An 18,314-nucleotide genomic window follows, 5' to 3' on the forward strand; every position below is an offset into this window, starting at 1 on the left:
GGCAAATTTTAAGATGAGGGCCTGTCGAGGACTCCCCCATGAAACCCGCGTTACTGAAAAAGATCCTGCGTCTGCTTGGCGAGCTGGCGGTGCTGTTGGCGTTGTTCCTGCTCGGCGGCCAATTGGCCGCCTGGTTGGGCTGGCCCATCCCGGGCGGTGTGATGGGGCTTGCGCTGCTGTTGCTGCTGTTTGCCAGCGGCGTGATCAAACCCGCCACCTTGCAACTGGGCGCCGGCTGGCTGATGGCTGAGATGCTGCTGTTCTTCATTCCGGCACTGATGAGCCTGCTCGACTACGGCGCCTTGATGCGCCACGAAGGCTGGCGAATATTGCTGGTGATCGCCGTGAGCACACTGATGGTGATGGTGGTCACTGCCGTGACCGTCGAGTGGGTGTGTCGCTGGAGGCTGCGCCATGAGTCTTGAGCCCATGCCGCTATTCTGGTTGGCCCTGACCCTGGCCGCCTACCTGGGCAGCCGCTGGCTGTACCGGCGTAGCGGTCGCTACCTGCTGTCGCCGTTGATACTGGTGCCAACGCTGCTGTTGGCGGTCGCCATTCCGCTGCACACGGCCTACGCCGAGTACGCACGCAACACCCATTGGCTGATGAGTGTCCTTGGGCCGGTGACCGTGGCATTCGCGGTACCTATCTGGCAGCAGCGGGCCCTGTTGGCCCGGCACTGGCCAGCATTGTTGATCGGCATGGTGGCTGGCAGCGCGGCTTCCATTGCCAGCTCCTGGGGGCTGGCGCACCTGTTGGCGCTGGACAATGCGATCAGCCTGTCGCTGGTGCCTCGCTCGATCACCACGCCCTTCGCCATGCCGCTGGCCCACGACTTGGGTGGCGTCCCGGAGCTGACGGCCGTGTTCGTGATGTTCACCGGCGTGCTGGGGGCGATGTTCGGTGGTGTGCTGCTGCGTTGGTTGCCCTTGCGCACGCCTTTGGCCAGAGGGGCCCTGTTCGGGGTTGGGGCTCATGGCGCTGGGGTCAGTCGGGCGCAGGAAGTGGGCCGCGAAGAAGGTTCCGTGGCCGGCCTGGTCATGGTCCTGACGGGGCTGCTGAACCTGTTTGCGGCGCCGCTTCTGGCCATGCTGTTGTGACCGTTCGTGCCACTGACTCGCTGAGTCATCAAGCTGGCTGTCAACGCAAGTTTCTCTGCTTCGGCGGCTGGCTAGACTGAGGTTCGATGTAGAGAGCACATGTAAGTGCCGAGGTGACATGCAATGACCGCAGCCTTGCCCTATTCCACCAACCCTTATCCGACGGGACGATTCTGATGCCTTTGGCCGAGATTCCATTGTGCGTCTGGCGTACCCGGGGACAGCATTTCTCATTCCGGAGCCAGAGCATCCGCTACTGGACCGCAGGGCAAGGAGAGCCCCTGCTACTGTTGCACGGATTTCCCACCGCGAGTTGGGATTGGCACTACCTGTGGGCGCCGCTGGCTCAGCGCTTCCGGGTCATTGCCTGCGACATGCTGGGTTTTGGCGACTCTGCCAAACCGCTCAAACACACCTACAGCTTGATGGAGCAAGCCGACTTGCAGCAGGCTTTGCTTGCCCATCTGCAGGTCGACCAGCCGGTGCACCTGCTGGCGCATGGCTATGGTGGCAGCGTCGCCCAGGAGTTGCTGGCGCGACACCACGAACAGCGCGCGGACATCGCCAGTTGCGTGTTCCTCAACAGCGGATTGTTCCCCGAGCGCTGCCAGGTGTTGCTGATTCAAAAGCTCCTGCTCAGCCGGCTGGGTTGGCTGGTGGGCCGTTCGTTCGGGCGGGACGACCTGGTGCGCAGCGTCACCCAGATCTATGGCCCATGCACACATCCCAGCGAGAGCGCGCTGGACGATTGCTGGAGTCTGATCGCGGCCAACCGGGGTACACGCATTCTGCACAAGCTGGTGGGCTATGTACCCGAACGCAGGCTGCACCGCGAGCGCTGGGTCGCGGCAATGCAGCGCGCAGGGGTGCCGATGCGCTTGATCAACGGTGTGGTCGACCCGATCTCGGGCATCCGCATGGTCGAGCGCTACCGGGAACTGGTACCCGAGCCGGACACCGTGCAGCTACAAGGCATTGGCCATTACCCGCATACCGAGGCACCCGTGCAGGTGCTGCGTCACTACCTGGCGTTTCGCGAACAACCGTTGAGTGTCCTGCCGCTGAAGGTCGCCTGGTCCTGACCAGGCGATCATCGCCCTGCGTTATCGCCCGGCATTCAGCCTGAGTGAGCTTGATTGTTCGCCCTGCGGGGCTGGCGGACACTCGCTGCATCCAACCTGACCAGGAGCCACGAACATGAGCGAGCCGGTGCAACTGCAAGACCGAGTGGTGATCGTCACGGGAGCCGGGGGTGGCTTGGGCCGCGCCCATGCATTGTTGTTTGCCGAGCGTGGCGCCAAAGTCGTGGTCAACGATCTGGGCGGCTCGACCCACGGTGAAGGTGCCAGTGCTTCGGCGGCTGATCGCGTGGTGGCCGAGATCCGCGCTGCAGGGGGAACGGCGGTGGCCAACCATGACTCGGTCGCCGACGGCGCCCGTATCGTCGAGCAGGCCCTGGACAGCTTTGGTCGGGTCGATGTACTGGTGAACAATGCCGGCATCCTGCGTGACAAGACGTTCCACAAGATGGAAGACAGCGACTGGGATCAGGTCTATCAGGTGCATGTCGAAGGCGCCTACAAAGTGACCCATGCAGCCTGGCCGCACCTGCGCGCGCAGAACTGGGGACGCGTGATCTTCACCGCCTCGACGTCCGGCATCTACGGCAATTTCGGCCAGGCCAACTACGGGATGGCCAAGCTCGGCCTCTACGGCCTGACCCGTACACTGGCCATCGAAGGACGCAAGCATGGCGTTCTGGTCAATGCCATAGCGCCGACGGGGGGGACCCGAATGACCGAGGGGTTGATTCCGCCGCAAGTGTTCGACCGGCTCAAACCTGAGCTGATCAGCCCGCTGGTGGTGTACCTGGGTAGCGAGCAGTGCCAGGACACAGGTCAGCTATTCGAGGTCGGCGGTGGCTGGATTGGCAAAGTGCGCTGGGAGCGTAGTCTGGGCGTCGGCTTTGACCCACGGGAAGGTTTCACCCCCGAGCAGGTGGCGCAAAGCTGGGAACAAATCGGCGATTTCCAGGGTGCGGTACACCCAGAGGACAGCCTGCAGGCATTGCAGCAGATGATGGCGAATCTGCAGAAATATCCGCTGGGTTGATTGTGGCAAGCCAAAAAAAAAGACCGCTGCAAAGGCAGCGGCCAATCGAGACGTATGATCAAGGAGCTTCAAAATCAACGTCGGTGAACCCTGTTCGGCGCGAAAGGCGGGGGGGAGAGCCCTTCGTGCCAGCCAGTGAGACAAGAATAAGCGCTTGATCCTGGGGGAAAAATAGTCGCTGGTGACATTCACCTTTACGTTTCGGGTAAAAGTGCCCGTAGCGCAATTCCTGTCTCTTTTCAGGTTTTCACCTCCGCCCTGCAGGCTTACTCAACCCTCGGCGAATAGCCCATCCGCCAACTGACCTCTTGAGCCGCCGCTAACAGCTGCCGTGCCGCCGGGCCAGATTCGTCGGCATGGAAGATCGAGGTTGGCCCCACCACGGTCATCACGGCGGCAATCTGGCCCATGGCATTGAATACGGGTGCCGACAGCGCATCGACCCCCGGCATCAGCAGGCCATGCACATGGTGCAGGCCGCGCGCGCGGATACCGGCCAGCACGGGTTCATAATCCGCAGGCGTTTGCCCCAGCGAAGCCAGCTCGCGGTCACGCAATTCTCGCGTTTCGCGTTCGGGCAGGTAGGCGGCGAAGACCAGTCCGGTCGAGGAACTCAGCAACGGCAATACCGAGCCGATCTGGGTCACCACGGTCACCGCACGCACCGCCGGCTCGATGCTCACCACGGTCGCTCCCTGGTTGCCCCACACCGCGATGAAGCAGCTTTCGTTGAGTTCGTCGCGCAACTGCGACAGCGGCAAGGCCGAGATTTTCAGCACATCGATGCTACCTAACGCGGCTAGCCCCACCCGCAAGGCCTCGCGTCCCAACCCATAGTGGTTGGTGGCTGCATCCTGCTCAGCGAAGCCGCTGGCGATCAGCGCCTGCAAATAGCGGTGCACCTTGCTTGCGGGCATCTGCACATGCTCGGCCAGACGCGACAACGACGTGGAAGGGGAGAGCTCGGCCAGAGCCTTGAGGATGTCGGTGCCGACTTCTGCCGAGCGGACCTTCTGCTTGCCGTTGTCGGCGGGGGGGCTGGCTTTGGCCATGGACTGGGGCTTCCGGAGTCTTCGAGTGGCGTCTTTATAGCTTGACGCCTTTCGGGGAGCAAATTACGTTATACGTAATCTGATTACGATAAAAACAATGCAGACGCGCTGCCTTCTCCCGCAGCCAGCTGCCAACAACGGCTCTGCACGAGCCCGGAGGCATCGATGAACAGTGACACGTCCCCCGACCTTCACTACTTGAGCGGCTTTGGCAACGAGTTTGCCAGTGAAGCGTTGCCTGGCGCATTGCCGGTGGGGCAGAACTCGCCGCAGAAAGCCCCTTACGGCCTGTACGCCGAACTGCTTTCCGGCACCGCCTTCACCATGGCCCGCAGCGAACTGCGTCGCACTTGGTTGTATCGCATTCGTCCCTCGGCACTGCACCCGCGCTTCGAGCGCCTCGAGCGCCAGCCACTGAACGGCCCGCTTGGTGCGAGCACTCCCAACCGCCTGCGTTGGAACCCACAGCCAATCCCCACCGAGGCCACCGATTTCATCGAAGGCTGGCTGCCAATGGTGGCCAACGCGTCGGCGGACAAACCCGCTGGCGTCAGCATCTATATCTACAGCGCCAACCGTTCCATGGAACGGGTGTTCTTCAATGCCGACGGCGAACTGCTGCTGGTGCCGGAGCAGGGACGGTTGCGCATCGCCACCGAGCTTGGGGTCATGGAAGTCGAGCCGCTGGAAATCGCGGTGATCCCGCGGGGCATGAAGTTCCGTGTCGAACTCCTCGACGGCCACGCCCGTGGTTACCTGGCAGAGAACCATGGGGCGCCGCTGCGCATTCCGGAGCTGGGGCCAATCGGTAGCAATGGCCTGGCCAACCCGCGTGATTTCTTGACGCCGGTCGCCCATTACGAAGAGTCCACCGGGCCGGTACAACTGGTGCAGAAGTTCCTCGGCGAGCACTGGGCCTGCGAGCTGCAGCACTCGCCGTTGGATGTGGTCGCCTGGCACGGCAGTCATGTGCCCTACAAGTATGACCTGCGCCGTTTCAATACCTTGGGCACGGTCAGCTTCGACCACCCGGACCCATCCATTTTCACCGTGCTGACATCACCGACCAGCGTCCACGGCATGGCCAACATGGACTTCGTGATCTTCCCGCCACGCTGGATGGTGGCCGAGAACACCTTCCGACCCCCATGGTTCCACCGCAACCTGATGAATGAGTTCATGGGCCTGATCCAAGGCGCCTACGACGCCAAGGCCGAAGGTTTCCTGCCTGGCGGCGCTTCGCTGCATGGCGTGATGAGCGCCCACGGGCCGGATGCCGAAACCTGCGAGAAAGCCATCGCCGCAGACCTTGCGCCGCACAAGATCGACAACACCATGGCTTTCATGTTCGAGACCAGCCAGGTGCTGCGCCCAAGCCGCCATGCCCTCGAATGCCCCCAATTGCAGGCCGACTACGATAGTTGCTGGGCAACCCTGCCGAGCACCTTCAACCCGAACCGGAGATAACCGATGAACCAGACCGCCATTGCCCGCAGCTGGGTAGAGCACGCCAACGGGCATAGCGACTTCCCATTGCAGAACCTGCCATTGGGAATCTTCAGTCGTCCTGGTGAGGCACAGCGATGTGGCGTCGCCATTGGCGATGCCATCCTCGACCTAGAGGCGGTACTGGCCGCCGGCCTGTTCGAAGGGCAGGCCAAGACTGCGGTCGAGGCTACTCGGGGTGGGCAACTGAATGCCTTCTTCGCGCTGGGCCGCAGCGCCCGTGTCGCCCTGCGCGAGCGCCTGTTGGTGCTGCTGGGGGAGCACAGCGAGCATCAGGCTGCCCTCAAGGCCGCGCTGTATCCGGCCGGTGACTGCCAGCTGCACCTGCCAGCCAAAGTCGGCGATTACACCGATTTCTACGTCGGTATCGAGCACGCCAAAAATGTCGGCAAACTGTTCCGTCCCGACAACCCGTTGCTGCCCAACTACAAGTATGTGCCGATCGGCTATCACGGCCGGGCATCGACCCTGCGCCCCTCCGGTACCGAGGTGCGTCGTCCCAAGGGCCAGACGCTGCCGGCCGGGCAGAGCGAGCCGACCTTCGGCCCCTGCGCGCGGTTGGACTACGAGCTGGAGCTGGGCATCTGGATTGGCCAGGGCAATGACCTGGGCCAGGCGATCCCAGTGGGGGATGCCGCCGAGCATGTGGCCGGCTACTGCCTGCTCAACGACTGGTCGGCGCGTGATATCCAGGCCTGGGAGTACCAGCCGCTGGGCCCGTTCCTGTCCAAGAGCTTCATCACCAGCATTTCGCCCTGGGTGGTGACCGCCGAGGCGTTGGAGCCTTTCCGTTGCGCCCAGCCAGCACGCCCTGAAGGCGACCCGCAACCGCTCTCGTACCTGCTGGACAAACGTGACCAGGCCAATGGCGCACTGGACATCGAGTTGGAGGTGCTGCTGCTCACCGAAGGCCTGCGCGAGCAAGGCCTGCCGGCCCACCGCCTGACCTTGAGCAACACCCGCAGCATGTACTGGACCGTGGCGCAGATGGTGGCTCATCACAGCGTCAACGGCTGCCAGCTACAACCGGGCGACTTGTTTGGCTCCGGGACGCTGTCCGGGGCCACGCCTGGCTCCTACGGCAGCCTGCTGGAGATCACCGAAGGTGGCAAGCAGCCGGTAGCCCTGGCCAGTGGCGAAGTGCGCAAGTTTCTCGAAGACGGCGACGAAATCATCCTGCGTGCCCGCTGCACGCGCGAGGGCTTCGCCAGCATCGGTTTCGGTGAATGCCGCGGCAAGATCGTAGCGGCCAATTGAGCGAGGGTCGGCACATGGAGCTGTATACCTACTACCGTTCCACCTCTTCCTTTCGGGTGCGTATCGCCCTGGCGCTCAAGGGCCTGGACTACCTGGCCCTGCCGGTGAACCTGCTCAAGGGTGAGCAGCTCGGTGCAGGTTATGCCGCCATCAACCCACAGGGCCGTGTGCCGGCCCTGCGCACCGATGGCGGTGATGTGCTGGTGCAGTCCCCTGCGATCATCGAGTACCTCGAAGAGGCGTATCCACAGCCTGCACTGCTGCCTGCGGGTACCGAGGACAGGGCCAGGGTGCGAGCTGTAGCGGCGATCATCGCCTGCGATGTCCATCCATTGCACAACGTCAGCGTGCTCAACCAGCTGCGGCAGCTGGGGCATGACGAGTCGCAGGTCAACCAGTGGATCGGCCACTGGATTGGCCAGGGGTTGGCGGCGATCGAACAACTGATCGGTGACGAGGGCTTCTGTTTCGGCGCTTCGCCAGGGTTGGCGGATGTGTACTTGATTCCACAGCTGTACGCGGCCGAGCGGTTCACTGTCGACCTGGGTGCCTACCCGCGTATCCGCCGAGTCGCGGCCCTTGCGCAGCGACACCCCGCCTTCGTGACGGCTCACTCATCCCGCCAGCCGGACACACCGGCTCAGTGAATCGACCGGTTTACCGCCGGTAGCTGGCCGATGCGCTCGGTCAGCTTCAGGCGCTGGATCGGATCGTCGGTCAGCAGCAAGGCATGCTCCAGGTCGAAGCGTTCGGCCTGGGGGCAATCCAGATGCTGGTAAAGCGAGGCCCGGGCCGTGTAGTCACTGGCCTGGACTGGCCCCAGTTGCATGACCCGCTCAGCATCGATCAACGCGGCCAGGTGGTTATCGTTGCTGATGTGCAATTGACGCAGGTTGCGCGACAGTCGCTGCAGCATCTGCGTCGGGCTTGCCACCCGCAGATGCTCGGCGGTCAGTGGCACATGCGGGCCGAACTGGCGGGCCAGCAGTTCGCGGCAATCCGCCGGGTACAGGCGCCGGCCGCCGCAGGGGTCGAGCAGGTGATCGGCACCGGGAACGCGCAGCAGGAAGTGCCCGGGAAAACCAACGCCCTCAAGGGGGATGGACAGCCGTTGCGCAAGCTCCAGGGCCAGTATGGCAAGGGTCAACGGTTGCCCGCGACGACGTTGCAGCACCTTGTCCATCAAGGCTGCCTGTGGGCGTAGCGGGTGGTATTCGTCCTGCTGGAAGCCAAGGGCATTGAGCTGACGCAACAGTGGCTGGGCCAGTTCACATAACGGCAGCATCGGCAGGTTGGCGCTGATCTCACGCTGCAGGTTGTGCACCGTGACAAGGCACGCGGCCGGGTCGACATTTCGGTCGTGCTCGGCGGCGATCCAGAGGGCGGCTTCCAGCAGGGCGACCGGCTGGCGCTCCAGGCAGGTCTGGCAGGCTTGACGTGGGTTCATCGCGCTTCTCCACATACGCTTAACTATTAGCTTTGACGCCCTCGTTCGTCCAGTGGTCCGCCAAAGTGCCTTGGATGGGCTGCCTGCCTATACTCAAAGGAGCACCTCTTGGGGGAGCCAGTTGATGTTCGCGCTGATGCAAAGCACCCGCACCCAGTCAATGCACCTGTGGATCGACCCGACCACAGGGTTGAAGGCTGTGGTGGCGATTCACAGCGAACACCTGGGGCCGGCCATGGGGGGCTGTCGCTACCTGCCGTACGCCGATGACGAAAGCGCCATGACCGATGCCATTCGCCTGGCTCAAGGCATGAGCTACAAAGCGGCGCTGGCTGGCTTGTCGTTCGGTGGCGGCAAAGCGGTGATCATGCGCAACCCGCATGTGGAAAACCGAGCGGCGTTGTTCGAGGCCTTTGGCCGTTTTGTCGACACCTTGCAAGGTCGCTTCATAACCGCCGTGGACAGTGGCACCTCGACCCTGGACATGGACTGCATAGCCCAGAGCACGCCCCACGTCACCAGCACCACCGCCTCGGGTGACCCATCGCCGCATGCTGCGATGGGCGTGTTCGCCGGTATTCGCGCCACGTCCCAGGCTCGCCTGGGCAGTGGCAATCTGGAGGGCTTGCGGGTAGCGGTTCAGGGGTTGGGCAATGTGGGCTATGCCTTGGCCGAGCAACTGCATGCGGCCGGTGCGGAGTTGCTGGTGAGTGACCTGGACCCTGGCCGCGTACGCCTGGCGGTTGAGCAGTTCAACGCCCACCCGGTGACCAACGACGCCTTGATCAGCACCCCCTGCGACATCTTCGCTCCGTGCGGCGTGGGGCCGGTTCTCACCGGCCAGAGCGTGATGCAGCTGCGCTGCGCGGCGGTAGCGGGATCGGCGAACAACCAGCTCACCACATTGCAGGTGGCGGACCAGTTGGAGGCCCGCGGAATTCTTTATGCGCCCGACTACGTCATCAATGCTGGCGGGTTGATCTATGTGGCCCTCAAGCACCGTGGTGAAGACCTGACCACCATCACCGCGCATCTTGCGCGGATCCCCTCGCGCTTGACCGAGGTATTCGCCCACGCCCAGGCAGAAAAGCGCTCGCCAGCGCGGGTGGCGCAGATGCTGGCGGAACGGCTGTTGTACGGTTGAGAGGCGAAGGCTCATGCTCCTTCGCCTGCTGCGCGCCAGCCGCTATTCGCTCGGCTGAACCAGTTCGCCCAGGGCCGACGCGTTGCTCTTGAACGCAGTAGCGAACACTGCGCGGTTCTTGGCCATGAAGATGCCTGCGTCTTCGGCCTGTTTTTCACTCAGGTTGGCGACATTCTTCAGCAACACTTCGGTGAGCGCCTCGGCGAGTTCGAGCATTTGGTCATGCGCATCGGCGAGTTTGCGGTCCACGAAAAGGGTCTCCAGGTCTCGAGAGCTGCGGTAAAGGGTTTCAACAGCCATTGTTTGGCCTCTTCAGCGAAGGAGAAGGGAAGGTGCTAGGTGATATCTGTATATTCATACAGTATCGACGCTAATGCAATCCTGCATGCTGGCGAACTGGCATTTTTATAGCCCAGTTTGGCGTCGGCGGCCTCTCTCAGGTGTCTTGCGGCGTTCGGTCGCCTTCCAAGAGAGGGGGCCTGGCCCTTTAACTGCATGGCACAAGCGTCACAGGCGTGATGCATCATCCTTCATGTCGTATCGGGGAATGGACAATCGTGAACATCAAATGGGCTGAAAAACTGCGCAAGGGCCTGCACGGCTCGGCCGACTCGCTGGGCAATCTGTGCGTCGAAGCGTTCCACTACTTGGCGCTGTTCGGCATCGGCGCTATCACCGCCTATGCGGCAGTGATGACCTTCCTGGACATGCTGGGCAAAGGCGGCATCAGCGTGGATGACATCCTGCTGCTGTTCATCTACCTGGAGCTCGGGGCGATGGTGGGGATCTACTTCAAGACCAACCACATGCCGATCCGCTTCTTGCTGTATGTCGCCATCACCGCGTTGACCCGCTTGCTGATCGGTGACGTATCGCACCACAAGGCGCCGGACGAAGGGCTGCTGTACCTGTGCGGCGGTATCCTGTTGCTGGCGTTCTCGATTCTGGTGGTGCGCTACGCGTCGTACCGCTACCCGTCGACCAAGGTGCTGGACGCTAACGGCAAAGAATTGGAAGAGGGCAAATGAGGGGCTAGATAGTTAGCGCGGGTGTTAACGTCCCCGGCGGTTCAATGATGTCCGGCGTCGAGTCCTTGATCGCGACACAGGGTCGCGAGCTGCGTACGCCGAATGGAGAACCCCATGACGATTGAAGCTGAAAGCGTCCGCGCTTACCTGACCGAGGCCTTCCTGCCGCTGGGAATCGACCTGGATACGGTGTATGTCACCGAAATTGCCGATGTGATCGATTGCGATGTGGTCGTCTCGCGCAACCTGGTCGATGAAGTCTTGCACCATCTGCGTCGGGGTGAGGAGCCTACCTACGATCAGGGGTTGTTTGGCCTGTTCCACCAACCTGCCACTTTCGACCTTCGTTACCGTGTGCGCGGCCTGCATTTGCTGGACCTCGAAAAAGAGATCGGCAACATGCTGGGTTTTGGCTGACAGCCCACCCCTGCTTCAGTTAGCGACGCCCACGGCGGAGAAATTGCGCGGTTCGGGACGTGGGTCGCGGGTTAGCGCAGCAAGCACCTGCAACGGGTTCTGTCCCAACTCGATGGCCAGGCCCAGGCGAATGCTGTCGATGACACGCTGCAAGCGCACCGGGTCGTTGCGCTGGGCCTGGCTGATCAGGCGCTTGACGACCATGCCGCTATCGTCCGAAAGCGTCAGCATGATACTGCCGTCCAGGCGTTCGATGCTCAGGTTGACCCGGTAGTCGGGGGCGAAGGCGGCGCTGATCTGCTCGAAAGGGTTGTTCATGGTCAGGCTCTGCACGTGATGATTGCAGAAGTTGACCGGCAATCGCTGGCTTGGTTCAGGCGCGATGGCCGACGGAAACGAAAACGCCCGGCGCAAGGCCGGGCGTTGTTGTACATAGGGCTTGATCAGGCGTCAGGATCACTCAGTTCCAGTGCCCCGCGCTTGCTGCGTAATTTGCCGTAGAAGTGCTCCAGCGCATTGTTCAGCTTGCTGGCGGCGCCATCGACGGCCTGGTCCAGCGAGGTGGCGGTGTGGGTCACGGAAATCGGCTGATGGCCTTTCGGGCGAGCCTCCATCTGGCAGCGTTTGTCATGCGGTCCGGGCTTGGCGCCGTTCTCGTCGCGCAGGTGCACCTCGATGCGGGTGAGGTCGTCCTCGTAACGTTCGAGAGTGCTCTGCAGTGTGCTGCGGACCCACTCATTGAGCCGGATGTTGCCTTCGATATGGTTGCTGCTGTTGACCTGGATTTGCATGATTCAATCCTTATTCAGCTTGCTCGCATGGAGGCGTGCCTAGGCCATTGAGGCCCTTGGAATTTCTTCGCCTCTTGACCCTAAGGTCAGGCAACGGCGCGACGATTACAACCCCTTTTTGAAAATAAATTTCCTGTTGCAATTAGCCTGTTGCGGCTACTGCGCAAACAGACTTGCGGCAGTCAGGTCAGGAAAACCGCATTCCCGGCCTTTGCTTATGAGAATTGAAATCATTATTATTGAATGCGGCCTGGCCAGCTATGGCGGCAACTTCACGGCTATCTCAATGACCTGTTTCTGCCGCCCGGGGCGGGTGGCGCTGGCCCTATGAACCCATGAACGAATCAGACTCCGACAGCACAGGCGGGCGTGCACGTTTTCTGCAGGTATTCCTGGCCCAGCGCGCCCGTATGGAAGCGCTGGTCAGCCGGCGGATCGGTTGCCGCGCAACAGCCGCGGACCTGGTCCAGGAACTGTTCCTGCGCTTCTGGCGTCGGCCCGAGGTCAAGGTCGAGGCGCTCGACACTTATCTGCTGCGCTGCGCTGGCAACCTGGCCATCGACCATCTGCGCAGCGAAGGCAGCCGCGAGCGCGTTGCCGAAGCCTCGCTGCCGTTGGACGAAACGCCTGTCGCCCAGGCACCAGAGCAGGCGCTGGAGGTCGAGCACGACCTGCAATGCATCGAAGCTGCGCTGCGGGCGCTGCCCGAACGCACACGGCAGATCTTTCTGCTCAACCGCATTCATGGCTGCAAGTACGGTGAGATCGCCCAAGCCATGCAACTGTCCCAGAGCGCCGTTGAAAAGCATATGATGCGCGCCCTTGAAGCGTGCAAGGCGAGCGTCGCCGAGCCCGTGTCGTCCACACGCAGGCCAGGGAGCGCCCGTCGATGAGCCGCCGTCCGAATTCGATTTCCGCCGCCCAGTCCCAGGCAGCGTTGCACTGGCTCAGCCGCATCAATGAACGGCCAGAGGAAGCGAACGGCGCGGCGTTCAAGCGCTGGCTGCTGGCCGACCCCGCACACCGTGATGCCTATGCCGATGCCCAGGAACTCTGGCGGCTGAGCGCCGCACCGGCTGCCCGACTGGCGCAGGAGGAGCGTGCAGGCTTGCAGCAGTACCTGGACGCGATGGTAGCGACCCCGCGCAGGCGCCGCTGGTCGCGAATGGCAGGGCCCCTGGCTGCAGCGGCATGCCTGGTGTTGGCCTTGGGCACTGCCGGTGGTTGGCATCCAGGCAACTGGCAGCAAGACCTGCAGGCCGACTACAGCAGCACCGGGCGAGTGCGCCAGGTCAGCCTCGCCGACCAGTCGCAGGTCGTGCTGGATGCCGACAGTGCGATTGCCGTCGACTTCAGTCAGGGGGAGCGTCGCGTACGGCTGTTGCGCGGGGCCGCGTACTTCCAGGTGACCCACACCGGCGAGCCGTTCCTGGTAGAGGCGGCAGGTGGTGAAGTGCGCGTGCTGGGAACCCAGTTCGAAGTGCGCGAGCAGGGCGCCGGTGCCCAGGTCACCGTGCGCAGCGGTCGCGTGGCGGTGACGCCGGCTCAGGGCCGGGCTGCTCGTGAGTTGACTGCCAATCAGCAACTGCTCTATGCCGAGGGACGGCCAGGCGAGACCTTGAGTGTGGACAGCGAAACCCGCTTGGCTTGGCGCCAGGGCTGGCTCAATTACTACCAGGTGCCGTTGGCGCAAGTGGTCGAGGATCTGGGGCGTTATTACCCAGGCCGTATCCTGCTGCTCGATGAGCAGTTGGCTCAACGCAAGGTCAGTGGCAGTTTCCCGGTCCAGGACCCTTTGTTGGCGCTGGACTCACTGGGCAAGGTGCTGGGCTTCTCGCGTCAGACGGTCCTTGGGCGTCTGACTGTTGTTCGGTAAGTGTGCAAGCCCAGGGAGGAGCCGGCCTGACGGCGATGCGGCCGACACAGGTAAAAAATGTTCAAAACAAGGTGAGGTAACGGAACCTGGCGTACGTGTAATGAGTGGAAGTGCGATTCATTCGCAGTAATAACCCTCTCACAGGTCAGCGTCCATGAAGTTCACCCCGCGTTGCATTCCTCTCTGCTTCGGCCTCGCGGCGCTTGGCGCCGTGCCCGTCGCCCCGCTGGTGCAGGCCGCCGAGCAGGTTCAGTTGTATGCCTTCGCTCAGCCCAGCCAACCTTTGGCTCAGGCAATCAACGCTTTCAGTCGCGCCACTGGCCAGAGCGTGGTTTATACCCTTGAACTGCCTGTCATTCAGGCGCCGGCACTCAACGGCAGCTTCAGTGCCGAGCAGGCATTGCAGCAGTTGCTAGGTAATTCCGGCCTGACCTGGCGGCGTGTCGATGCCCGTACCTTGACCCTCGAACCTATGGACACCTCGGGCGCGCTGAACCTGCAAGCCACCACGGTGACCTCGCAGATGGACACCCACAGCTACCAGCCACCAGCGGTAGCATCAATCATGCGTGGGCAAGGACCGACGCAGGACATACCCCAGGCCATCAACGTGGTTCCGGCGCAGGTCATTCGCGACCAGGCCCCACGCAACCTCGACGATGCGCTGACCAACGTCAGCGGCATCACCCAGGGCAACAATTTCGGCGGCACCGCCGACACCGTGATGAAGCGCGGCTTTGGCGACAACCGTGACGGTTCGATCATGCGCGATGGCATGCCCATCGTGCAGGGCCGAAGCCTCAATGCCAGCACCGAGCGGATCGAGGTGCTCAAAGGTCCGGCCTCGCTGCTGTATGGAATCCAGGACCCAGGTGGCGTCATCAACGTGGTCAGCAAGCGGCCACAATTGGAGCAGTACAACGCGCTGACCGTTCGAGGCTCCACCTATGGGAGCGGCAAGAACGGCAGTGGTGGCGGGTTCGACAGCACCGGCGCGTTGGGTGACAGTCAATTCGCCTACCGCCTGATCGTCGATCATGAAGACGAAGACTACTGGCGCAATTACGGCGTGCATCGCGAGTCTTTGGTCGCGCCGTCGCTGGCCTGGCTGGGCGAAGACACCCAAGTGGTACTGGCCTATGAGCACCGCGAGTTTCTCTACCCCTTCGACCGCGGCACCGCCTTCGGCAGCGATGGCCATCCGTTGAACATCCCGGCCACCCGGCGCCTGGACGAGCCGTTCAACGACATGCAAGGGCGCTCTGATCTCTACCGTCTGGAGGTCGACCACCAGCTGGCCGATGACTGGAAACTGCACGTCGGCTACAGCTTCAACCGCGAGACCTACGATGCCAGCCAAGTTCGCGTGACCGGCGTGAACGAAGCCAATGGCACCCTCAAACGCAGCATCGATGGCACCCACAACGCCATGAGCCGCGACCAGTTCGTCACGGTCAGCCTCAACGGCAATGTCGAACTGGCGGGCATGCAGCATGACCTGTTGCTCGGTGCCGACCACGAGGACCGCAAGATCTTTCGCGGCGACCTGATTCGCCAGAGCAGCCAGTCGACCTTCAGCTACCTCAACCCAGTCTATGGCCAGGAAGTGGAGGGCAGCACCGTACGGGCCAGCGACAGCGACCAGACCGACAAGCTGCGTACCGATGCGCTGTTCTTCCAGGACGCGCTGCACCTGGACGACCATTGGATCCTGGTGGCCGGCGCGCGTTTCCAGCAGTACGACCAGTACGCCGGACGCGGTCGCCCGTTCAAGGCCAACACCGACACCAGCGGCCAGGCCTGGGTGCCGCATGCAGGCATCGTGTACAAAGTGGACGAGCAATTGTCGTTCTACGGCAGCTACAGCGAGTCGTTCAAGCCTAACTCGAGCATTGCCCCGTTGACCGGCGGGCTGGTACTGGACTCGTCCATTGCGCCGGAGGAGGGCAAGTCCTGGGAGATTGGCGCCAAGCTCGATGTGCCTGGCAAGCTCACCGGTACCCTGGCGCTGTTCGACATCACCAAGCGCAACGTGCTGGTGGCCAACTTCGATACCAGCAGTGGCGAAACCGTGTACAGCAACGCCGGCGAAGTCGGTTCGCGAGGCGTCGAACTCGATCTCACCGGCCAGTTGAGCGAGCGCTGGAGCCTGATCGGCAGCTATGCCTACACCGATGCAGAAGTCACCAAGGACCCGGAGCTCAAGGGCAATCGCCTGCAGAACGTGGCCAAGCACAGCGGCTCGTTGTCGGCGGTGTACGACTTCGGCAGTCTGTTCGGCGGCGACAACCTGCGCCTGGGGACAGGAGTGCGTTATGTGGGGGAGCGGGCAGGCAACGCGACCAACACCTTCGACTTGCCGTCCTACACCGTGGCCGATGCGTTCGCCAGTTACGAAACCAAGCTGGACGAGCACAAGGTACGCCTTCAGTTGAACGTGAAGAACCTGTTCGACAAGGTGTACTACAGCTCGGCCGTGAATCAGTACTTTGTCGCGATAGGCGATGCGCGGCAGGTGAGCTTGTCCAGCACGCTTGAGTTCTAGGAATGTGGGGCTGCAGTGCGGCCCCGATTTCACGTGTCGAAAGCCAAGCGGTATTCGCCGGGTGTTGCACCGAACGCCTGCTTGAACCGATTACTGAAATGGCTGGCACTGGCAAAACCGCACGACAAGGCAATCTCCCCGAGCGCCATCTCGCCCCGCCGCAACAGCTGGCAAGCCCGGTTCAGGCGCCGGGCCAGCAGGTACTGGTGCGGCGGTAGCCCGAAGCTGGTGCGGAACATGCGTGCAAAGTGATATTCGGAAAGGTTGCAGTACAGCGCCAGCTCGCCCAGGGTAATCGGCTGGTCCAGATGCGCTTCGATGTAGTCGGCCAGTTGCCGGCGCGCACTGGGCGCCAGCCCACCTTTCAAGCGCAACCCTTCGCGCAGGCCAACCTGACCGAGCACTGCATGGTCGACGATCTCATGGGCCAGGCTGCTGGCCAGCAGTCGTTCGCTGGGTTCGTCCCAGTTCAGGGTGATCAACTGGCGAAAGCGCCCGGCCTGCTGCGGGTCGTCCAGGAACGTCGCTTCCCGTAACTGCAGTTCGCGAGGTTCGCGGTCGAGCAGACGTATGCAGCCGAGGGCGAACTGCGTTTCGCTGACGTACAGGTGCGCCAGGCGTATCGAGCCATTGACCACCCAGTTCGACTCGTGGCCGGCGGGCATGATGCACAGCTTGTTCGGCGCGCCTTTGTCGTCCGGGCGCTGGCGCCGGAAAGTCCCTGTGCCGTCGGCGATGTAGCACGACAGCGTGTGGTGGCTCGGCGCCTGGTAGTCGCGGGCATCGTCGCGGTTGCTCCACAGCGCCGCTGCCAGCCCATCGCCCAGGTGCGCGCTCAGCTCCAGCCTGGCGTTGGGCGAGGCGTGCATGGCGTTGAAGACTTGCAGCTGGGACAGTGGGGTCATGGGCGTTTCCTCTGGCAGCCATCGTACTGCGGTTGCAAGGCCGTGGCAGCTACCGGCGAAGCAAAAGCGCAAGTTTGTGCAAGCGCCAAAGGTCGACAGAAACAACACTGGTGTCTCATCCCCGGCAATACCGGGCTTCTCCAGGAGCCAGCTTGCCGGCGATAGGCCGCCAAGCGGCCTTGGCAAGCATGGACGAATACCCAAGGAGCCACCCATGAACCTGTCCTTGTATTTACTCACTGTGCTCATCTGGGGCACCACCTGGATCGCTCTCAAACTGCAGTTGGGCGTGGTCGCCATCCCGGTATCGATCGTCTACCGTTTCGCCTTGGCCGGCCTGATCCTGTTCGCCATCCTGCTGTTCACGCGCCGGCTGCAGCCGATGAACCGGCGTGGCCATCTGGTTTGCCTGGCGCAGGGTTTGTGCCTGTTCTGCGTCAACTTCATGTGCTTTCTCACGGCCAGCCAATGGGTCGCCAGTGGCCTGATTGCGGTGGTGTTCTCCACCGCCACCCTATGGAATGCGCTTAATGCACGGATCTTCTTTGGCCAGAAAATCGCCACTAATGTGCTGGCTGGCGGGGCGACGGGCTTACTCGGCCTGGGCCTTCTGTTCTGGCCTGAACTGTCCAGCCACACGGCCAGCCGCGAGACCTTGTATGGACTGGGCCTGGCCCTATTGGGCACCCTGTGCTTCTCGGCCGGCAACATGCTTTCCAGCCTGCAGCAGAAAGCGGGGCTCAAACCCATGACCACCAACGCCTGGGGCATGGTCTATGGCGCGTCGATGCTGGCGCTGTATTGCCTGGTCAGCGGTATTCCCTTCGCGATGGAATGGAACCTGCGCTACATCGGTTCGTTGCTGTACCTGGTGATTCCAGGTTCGGTGATCGGCTTCACCGCCTACCTGACCCTGGTAGGTCGCATGGGGCCTGAGCGAGCGGCCTATTGCACGGTGCTGTTCCCACTGGTGGCATTGAATGTGTCGGCGTTCGCGGAGGGGTATCAGTGGACGGCACCCGCCCTGTTGGGGCTGGTGGCGGTGATGGCGGGGAATGTGCTGGTGTTTCGTAAGCCCAGGGCACGTGACGTGGCTGGGGCGGTGGCAGTCAGGTAGCGCCCATCGCCGGCAG

General features: G+C 62.6%; 20 protein-coding genes. 14 read left to right on the forward strand and 6 right to left on the reverse strand.

What is annotated here, in order from left to right; all coding sequences use genetic code 11:
* The first annotated feature begins 38 nt into the window (after positions 1-38).
* The 4 genes from VXM67_RS06125 to VXM67_RS06140 all read left to right on the forward strand — a co-directional run bounded on the left by VXM67_RS06125 (position 39) and on the right by VXM67_RS06140 (position 3,213).
* A complete protein-coding gene (locus VXM67_RS06125) occupies positions 39-425 on the forward strand; it encodes a CidA/LrgA family protein (RefSeq protein ID WP_023378725.1) in 387 nt (128 codons plus the stop codon).
* Positions 415-1,101, forward strand: a complete 687-nt coding sequence (locus VXM67_RS06130) for an LrgB family protein (RefSeq protein WP_027908047.1) — start codon at positions 415-417, stop codon at positions 1,099-1,101. The genes VXM67_RS06125 and VXM67_RS06130 overlap by 11 nt, the downstream gene beginning before the upstream one ends.
* Before the next feature lie 176 nt (positions 1,102-1,277).
* Complete coding sequence (locus VXM67_RS06135; RefSeq protein ID WP_104882160.1) at positions 1,278-2,183, forward strand: alpha/beta hydrolase; 906 nt, start codon at positions 1,278-1,280, stop codon at positions 2,181-2,183.
* Positions 2,184-2,298: 115 nt separating this feature from the next.
* Positions 2,299-3,213: an SDR family oxidoreductase gene (locus tag VXM67_RS06140; RefSeq protein WP_104882159.1), complete on the forward strand. Its 915-nt coding sequence runs from the start codon at positions 2,299-2,301 to the stop codon at positions 3,211-3,213.
* Positions 3,214-3,479: 266 nt separating this feature from the next.
* Here VXM67_RS06140 and VXM67_RS06145 read toward each other — a convergent pair whose 3' ends face one another.
* Complete coding sequence (locus VXM67_RS06145) at positions 3,480-4,265, reverse strand: IclR family transcriptional regulator (protein ID WP_023378730.1); 786 nt, start codon at positions 4,263-4,265, stop codon at positions 3,480-3,482.
* 165 nt (positions 4,266-4,430) lie between these two features.
* On the opposite strand from VXM67_RS06145, the gene hmgA reads away from it, so the two are divergent.
* Genes hmgA through maiA form a run of 3 tightly spaced genes read left to right on the forward strand, consistent with a single transcriptional unit; the run spans position 4,431 to position 7,675 of the window.
* Positions 4,431-5,732, forward strand: a complete 1,302-nt coding sequence (gene hmgA / locus VXM67_RS06150; protein WP_104882938.1) for a homogentisate 1,2-dioxygenase — start codon at positions 4,431-4,433, stop codon at positions 5,730-5,732.
* A 3-nt stretch (positions 5,733-5,735) separates the two neighbouring features.
* On the forward strand, positions 5,736-7,028 hold the full coding sequence (fahA, locus tag VXM67_RS06155; RefSeq protein WP_023378732.1) for a fumarylacetoacetase: 1,293 nt from the start codon (positions 5,736-5,738) through the stop codon (positions 7,026-7,028).
* Between the two features lie 14 nt (positions 7,029-7,042).
* A complete protein-coding gene (gene maiA / locus VXM67_RS06160; RefSeq protein ID WP_367237561.1) occupies positions 7,043-7,675 on the forward strand; it encodes a maleylacetoacetate isomerase in 633 nt (210 codons plus the stop codon).
* Here the strand turns inward: maiA and VXM67_RS06165 are convergent.
* On the reverse strand, positions 7,669-8,475 hold the full coding sequence (locus tag VXM67_RS06165) for a tetratricopeptide repeat protein (RefSeq protein ID WP_104882935.1): 807 nt from the start codon (positions 8,473-8,475) through the stop codon (positions 7,669-7,671). The genes maiA and VXM67_RS06165 overlap by 7 nt on opposite strands.
* 124 nt (positions 8,476-8,599) lie before the next feature.
* On the opposite strand from VXM67_RS06165, the gene VXM67_RS06170 reads away from it, so the two are divergent.
* Positions 8,600-9,619, forward strand: a complete 1,020-nt coding sequence (locus VXM67_RS06170) for a Glu/Leu/Phe/Val dehydrogenase dimerization domain-containing protein (RefSeq protein WP_023378735.1) — start codon at positions 8,600-8,602, stop codon at positions 9,617-9,619.
* A 42-nt stretch (positions 9,620-9,661) separates the two neighbouring features.
* Here VXM67_RS06170 and VXM67_RS06175 read toward each other — a convergent pair whose 3' ends face one another.
* Positions 9,662-9,919: a YebG family protein gene (locus VXM67_RS06175; protein WP_023378736.1), complete on the reverse strand. Its 258-nt coding sequence runs from the start codon at positions 9,917-9,919 to the stop codon at positions 9,662-9,664.
* Positions 9,920-10,176: 257 nt separating this feature from the next.
* Here VXM67_RS06175 and VXM67_RS06180 point away from each other — a divergent pair, with 257 nt between their 5' ends.
* Both VXM67_RS06180 and VXM67_RS06185 read left to right on the forward strand, forming a co-directional pair.
* Positions 10,177-10,647, forward strand: coding sequence for a phosphate-starvation-inducible PsiE family protein (locus tag VXM67_RS06180; protein WP_023378737.1), 471 nt, complete (start codon positions 10,177-10,179; stop codon positions 10,645-10,647).
* 114 nt (positions 10,648-10,761) lie between these two features.
* Positions 10,762-11,064: a hypothetical protein gene (locus VXM67_RS06185; protein ID WP_023378738.1), complete on the forward strand. Its 303-nt coding sequence runs from the start codon at positions 10,762-10,764 to the stop codon at positions 11,062-11,064.
* 15 nt (positions 11,065-11,079) lie between these two features.
* On the opposite strand, the gene VXM67_RS06190 is transcribed toward VXM67_RS06185, so the two are convergent.
* Both VXM67_RS06190 and VXM67_RS06195 read right to left on the reverse strand, forming a co-directional pair.
* Positions 11,080-11,382 (reverse strand): DUF3509 domain-containing protein, encoded by a 303-nt coding sequence (locus tag VXM67_RS06190; protein WP_027908054.1) that lies wholly within the window; start codon positions 11,380-11,382, stop codon positions 11,080-11,082.
* Positions 11,383-11,507: 125 nt separating this feature from the next.
* A complete protein-coding gene (locus VXM67_RS06195; RefSeq protein ID WP_023378740.1) occupies positions 11,508-11,855 on the reverse strand; it encodes an HPF/RaiA family ribosome-associated protein in 348 nt (115 codons plus the stop codon).
* 335 nt (positions 11,856-12,190) lie between these two features.
* Between VXM67_RS06195 and VXM67_RS06200 the strand changes: the two genes are divergently transcribed.
* From VXM67_RS06200 to VXM67_RS06210, 3 genes are all read left to right on the forward strand, one after another.
* Positions 12,191-12,748, forward strand: coding sequence for an RNA polymerase sigma factor (locus tag VXM67_RS06200; RefSeq protein WP_023378741.1), 558 nt, complete (start codon positions 12,191-12,193; stop codon positions 12,746-12,748).
* Positions 12,745-13,731, forward strand: a complete 987-nt coding sequence (locus tag VXM67_RS06205) for a FecR domain-containing protein (protein ID WP_367237562.1) — start codon at positions 12,745-12,747, stop codon at positions 13,729-13,731. Before VXM67_RS06200 ends, VXM67_RS06205 begins: the two co-directional genes overlap by 4 nt.
* 154 nt (positions 13,732-13,885) lie before the next feature.
* Positions 13,886-16,276: a TonB-dependent siderophore receptor gene (locus VXM67_RS06210; RefSeq protein WP_367237563.1), complete on the forward strand. Its 2,391-nt coding sequence runs from the start codon at positions 13,886-13,888 to the stop codon at positions 16,274-16,276.
* Positions 16,277-16,305: 29 nt separating this feature from the next.
* Here VXM67_RS06210 and VXM67_RS06215 read toward each other — a convergent pair whose 3' ends face one another.
* On the reverse strand, positions 16,306-17,181 hold the full coding sequence (locus VXM67_RS06215; RefSeq protein ID WP_027908057.1) for an AraC family transcriptional regulator: 876 nt from the start codon (positions 17,179-17,181) through the stop codon (positions 16,306-16,308).
* 214 nt (positions 17,182-17,395) lie between these two features.
* On the opposite strand from VXM67_RS06215, the gene VXM67_RS06220 reads away from it, so the two are divergent.
* On the forward strand, positions 17,396-18,298 hold the full coding sequence (locus VXM67_RS06220; protein ID WP_287169596.1) for a DMT family transporter: 903 nt from the start codon (positions 17,396-17,398) through the stop codon (positions 18,296-18,298).
* Positions 18,299-18,314 lie beyond the last annotated feature (16 nt).

Origin of the sequence: Pseudomonas sp. Rh2, from assembly GCF_040762985.1 — a bacterium.
Taxonomy (GTDB): Bacteria; Pseudomonadota; Gammaproteobacteria; order Pseudomonadales; family Pseudomonadaceae; genus Aquipseudomonas; species Aquipseudomonas taiwanensis.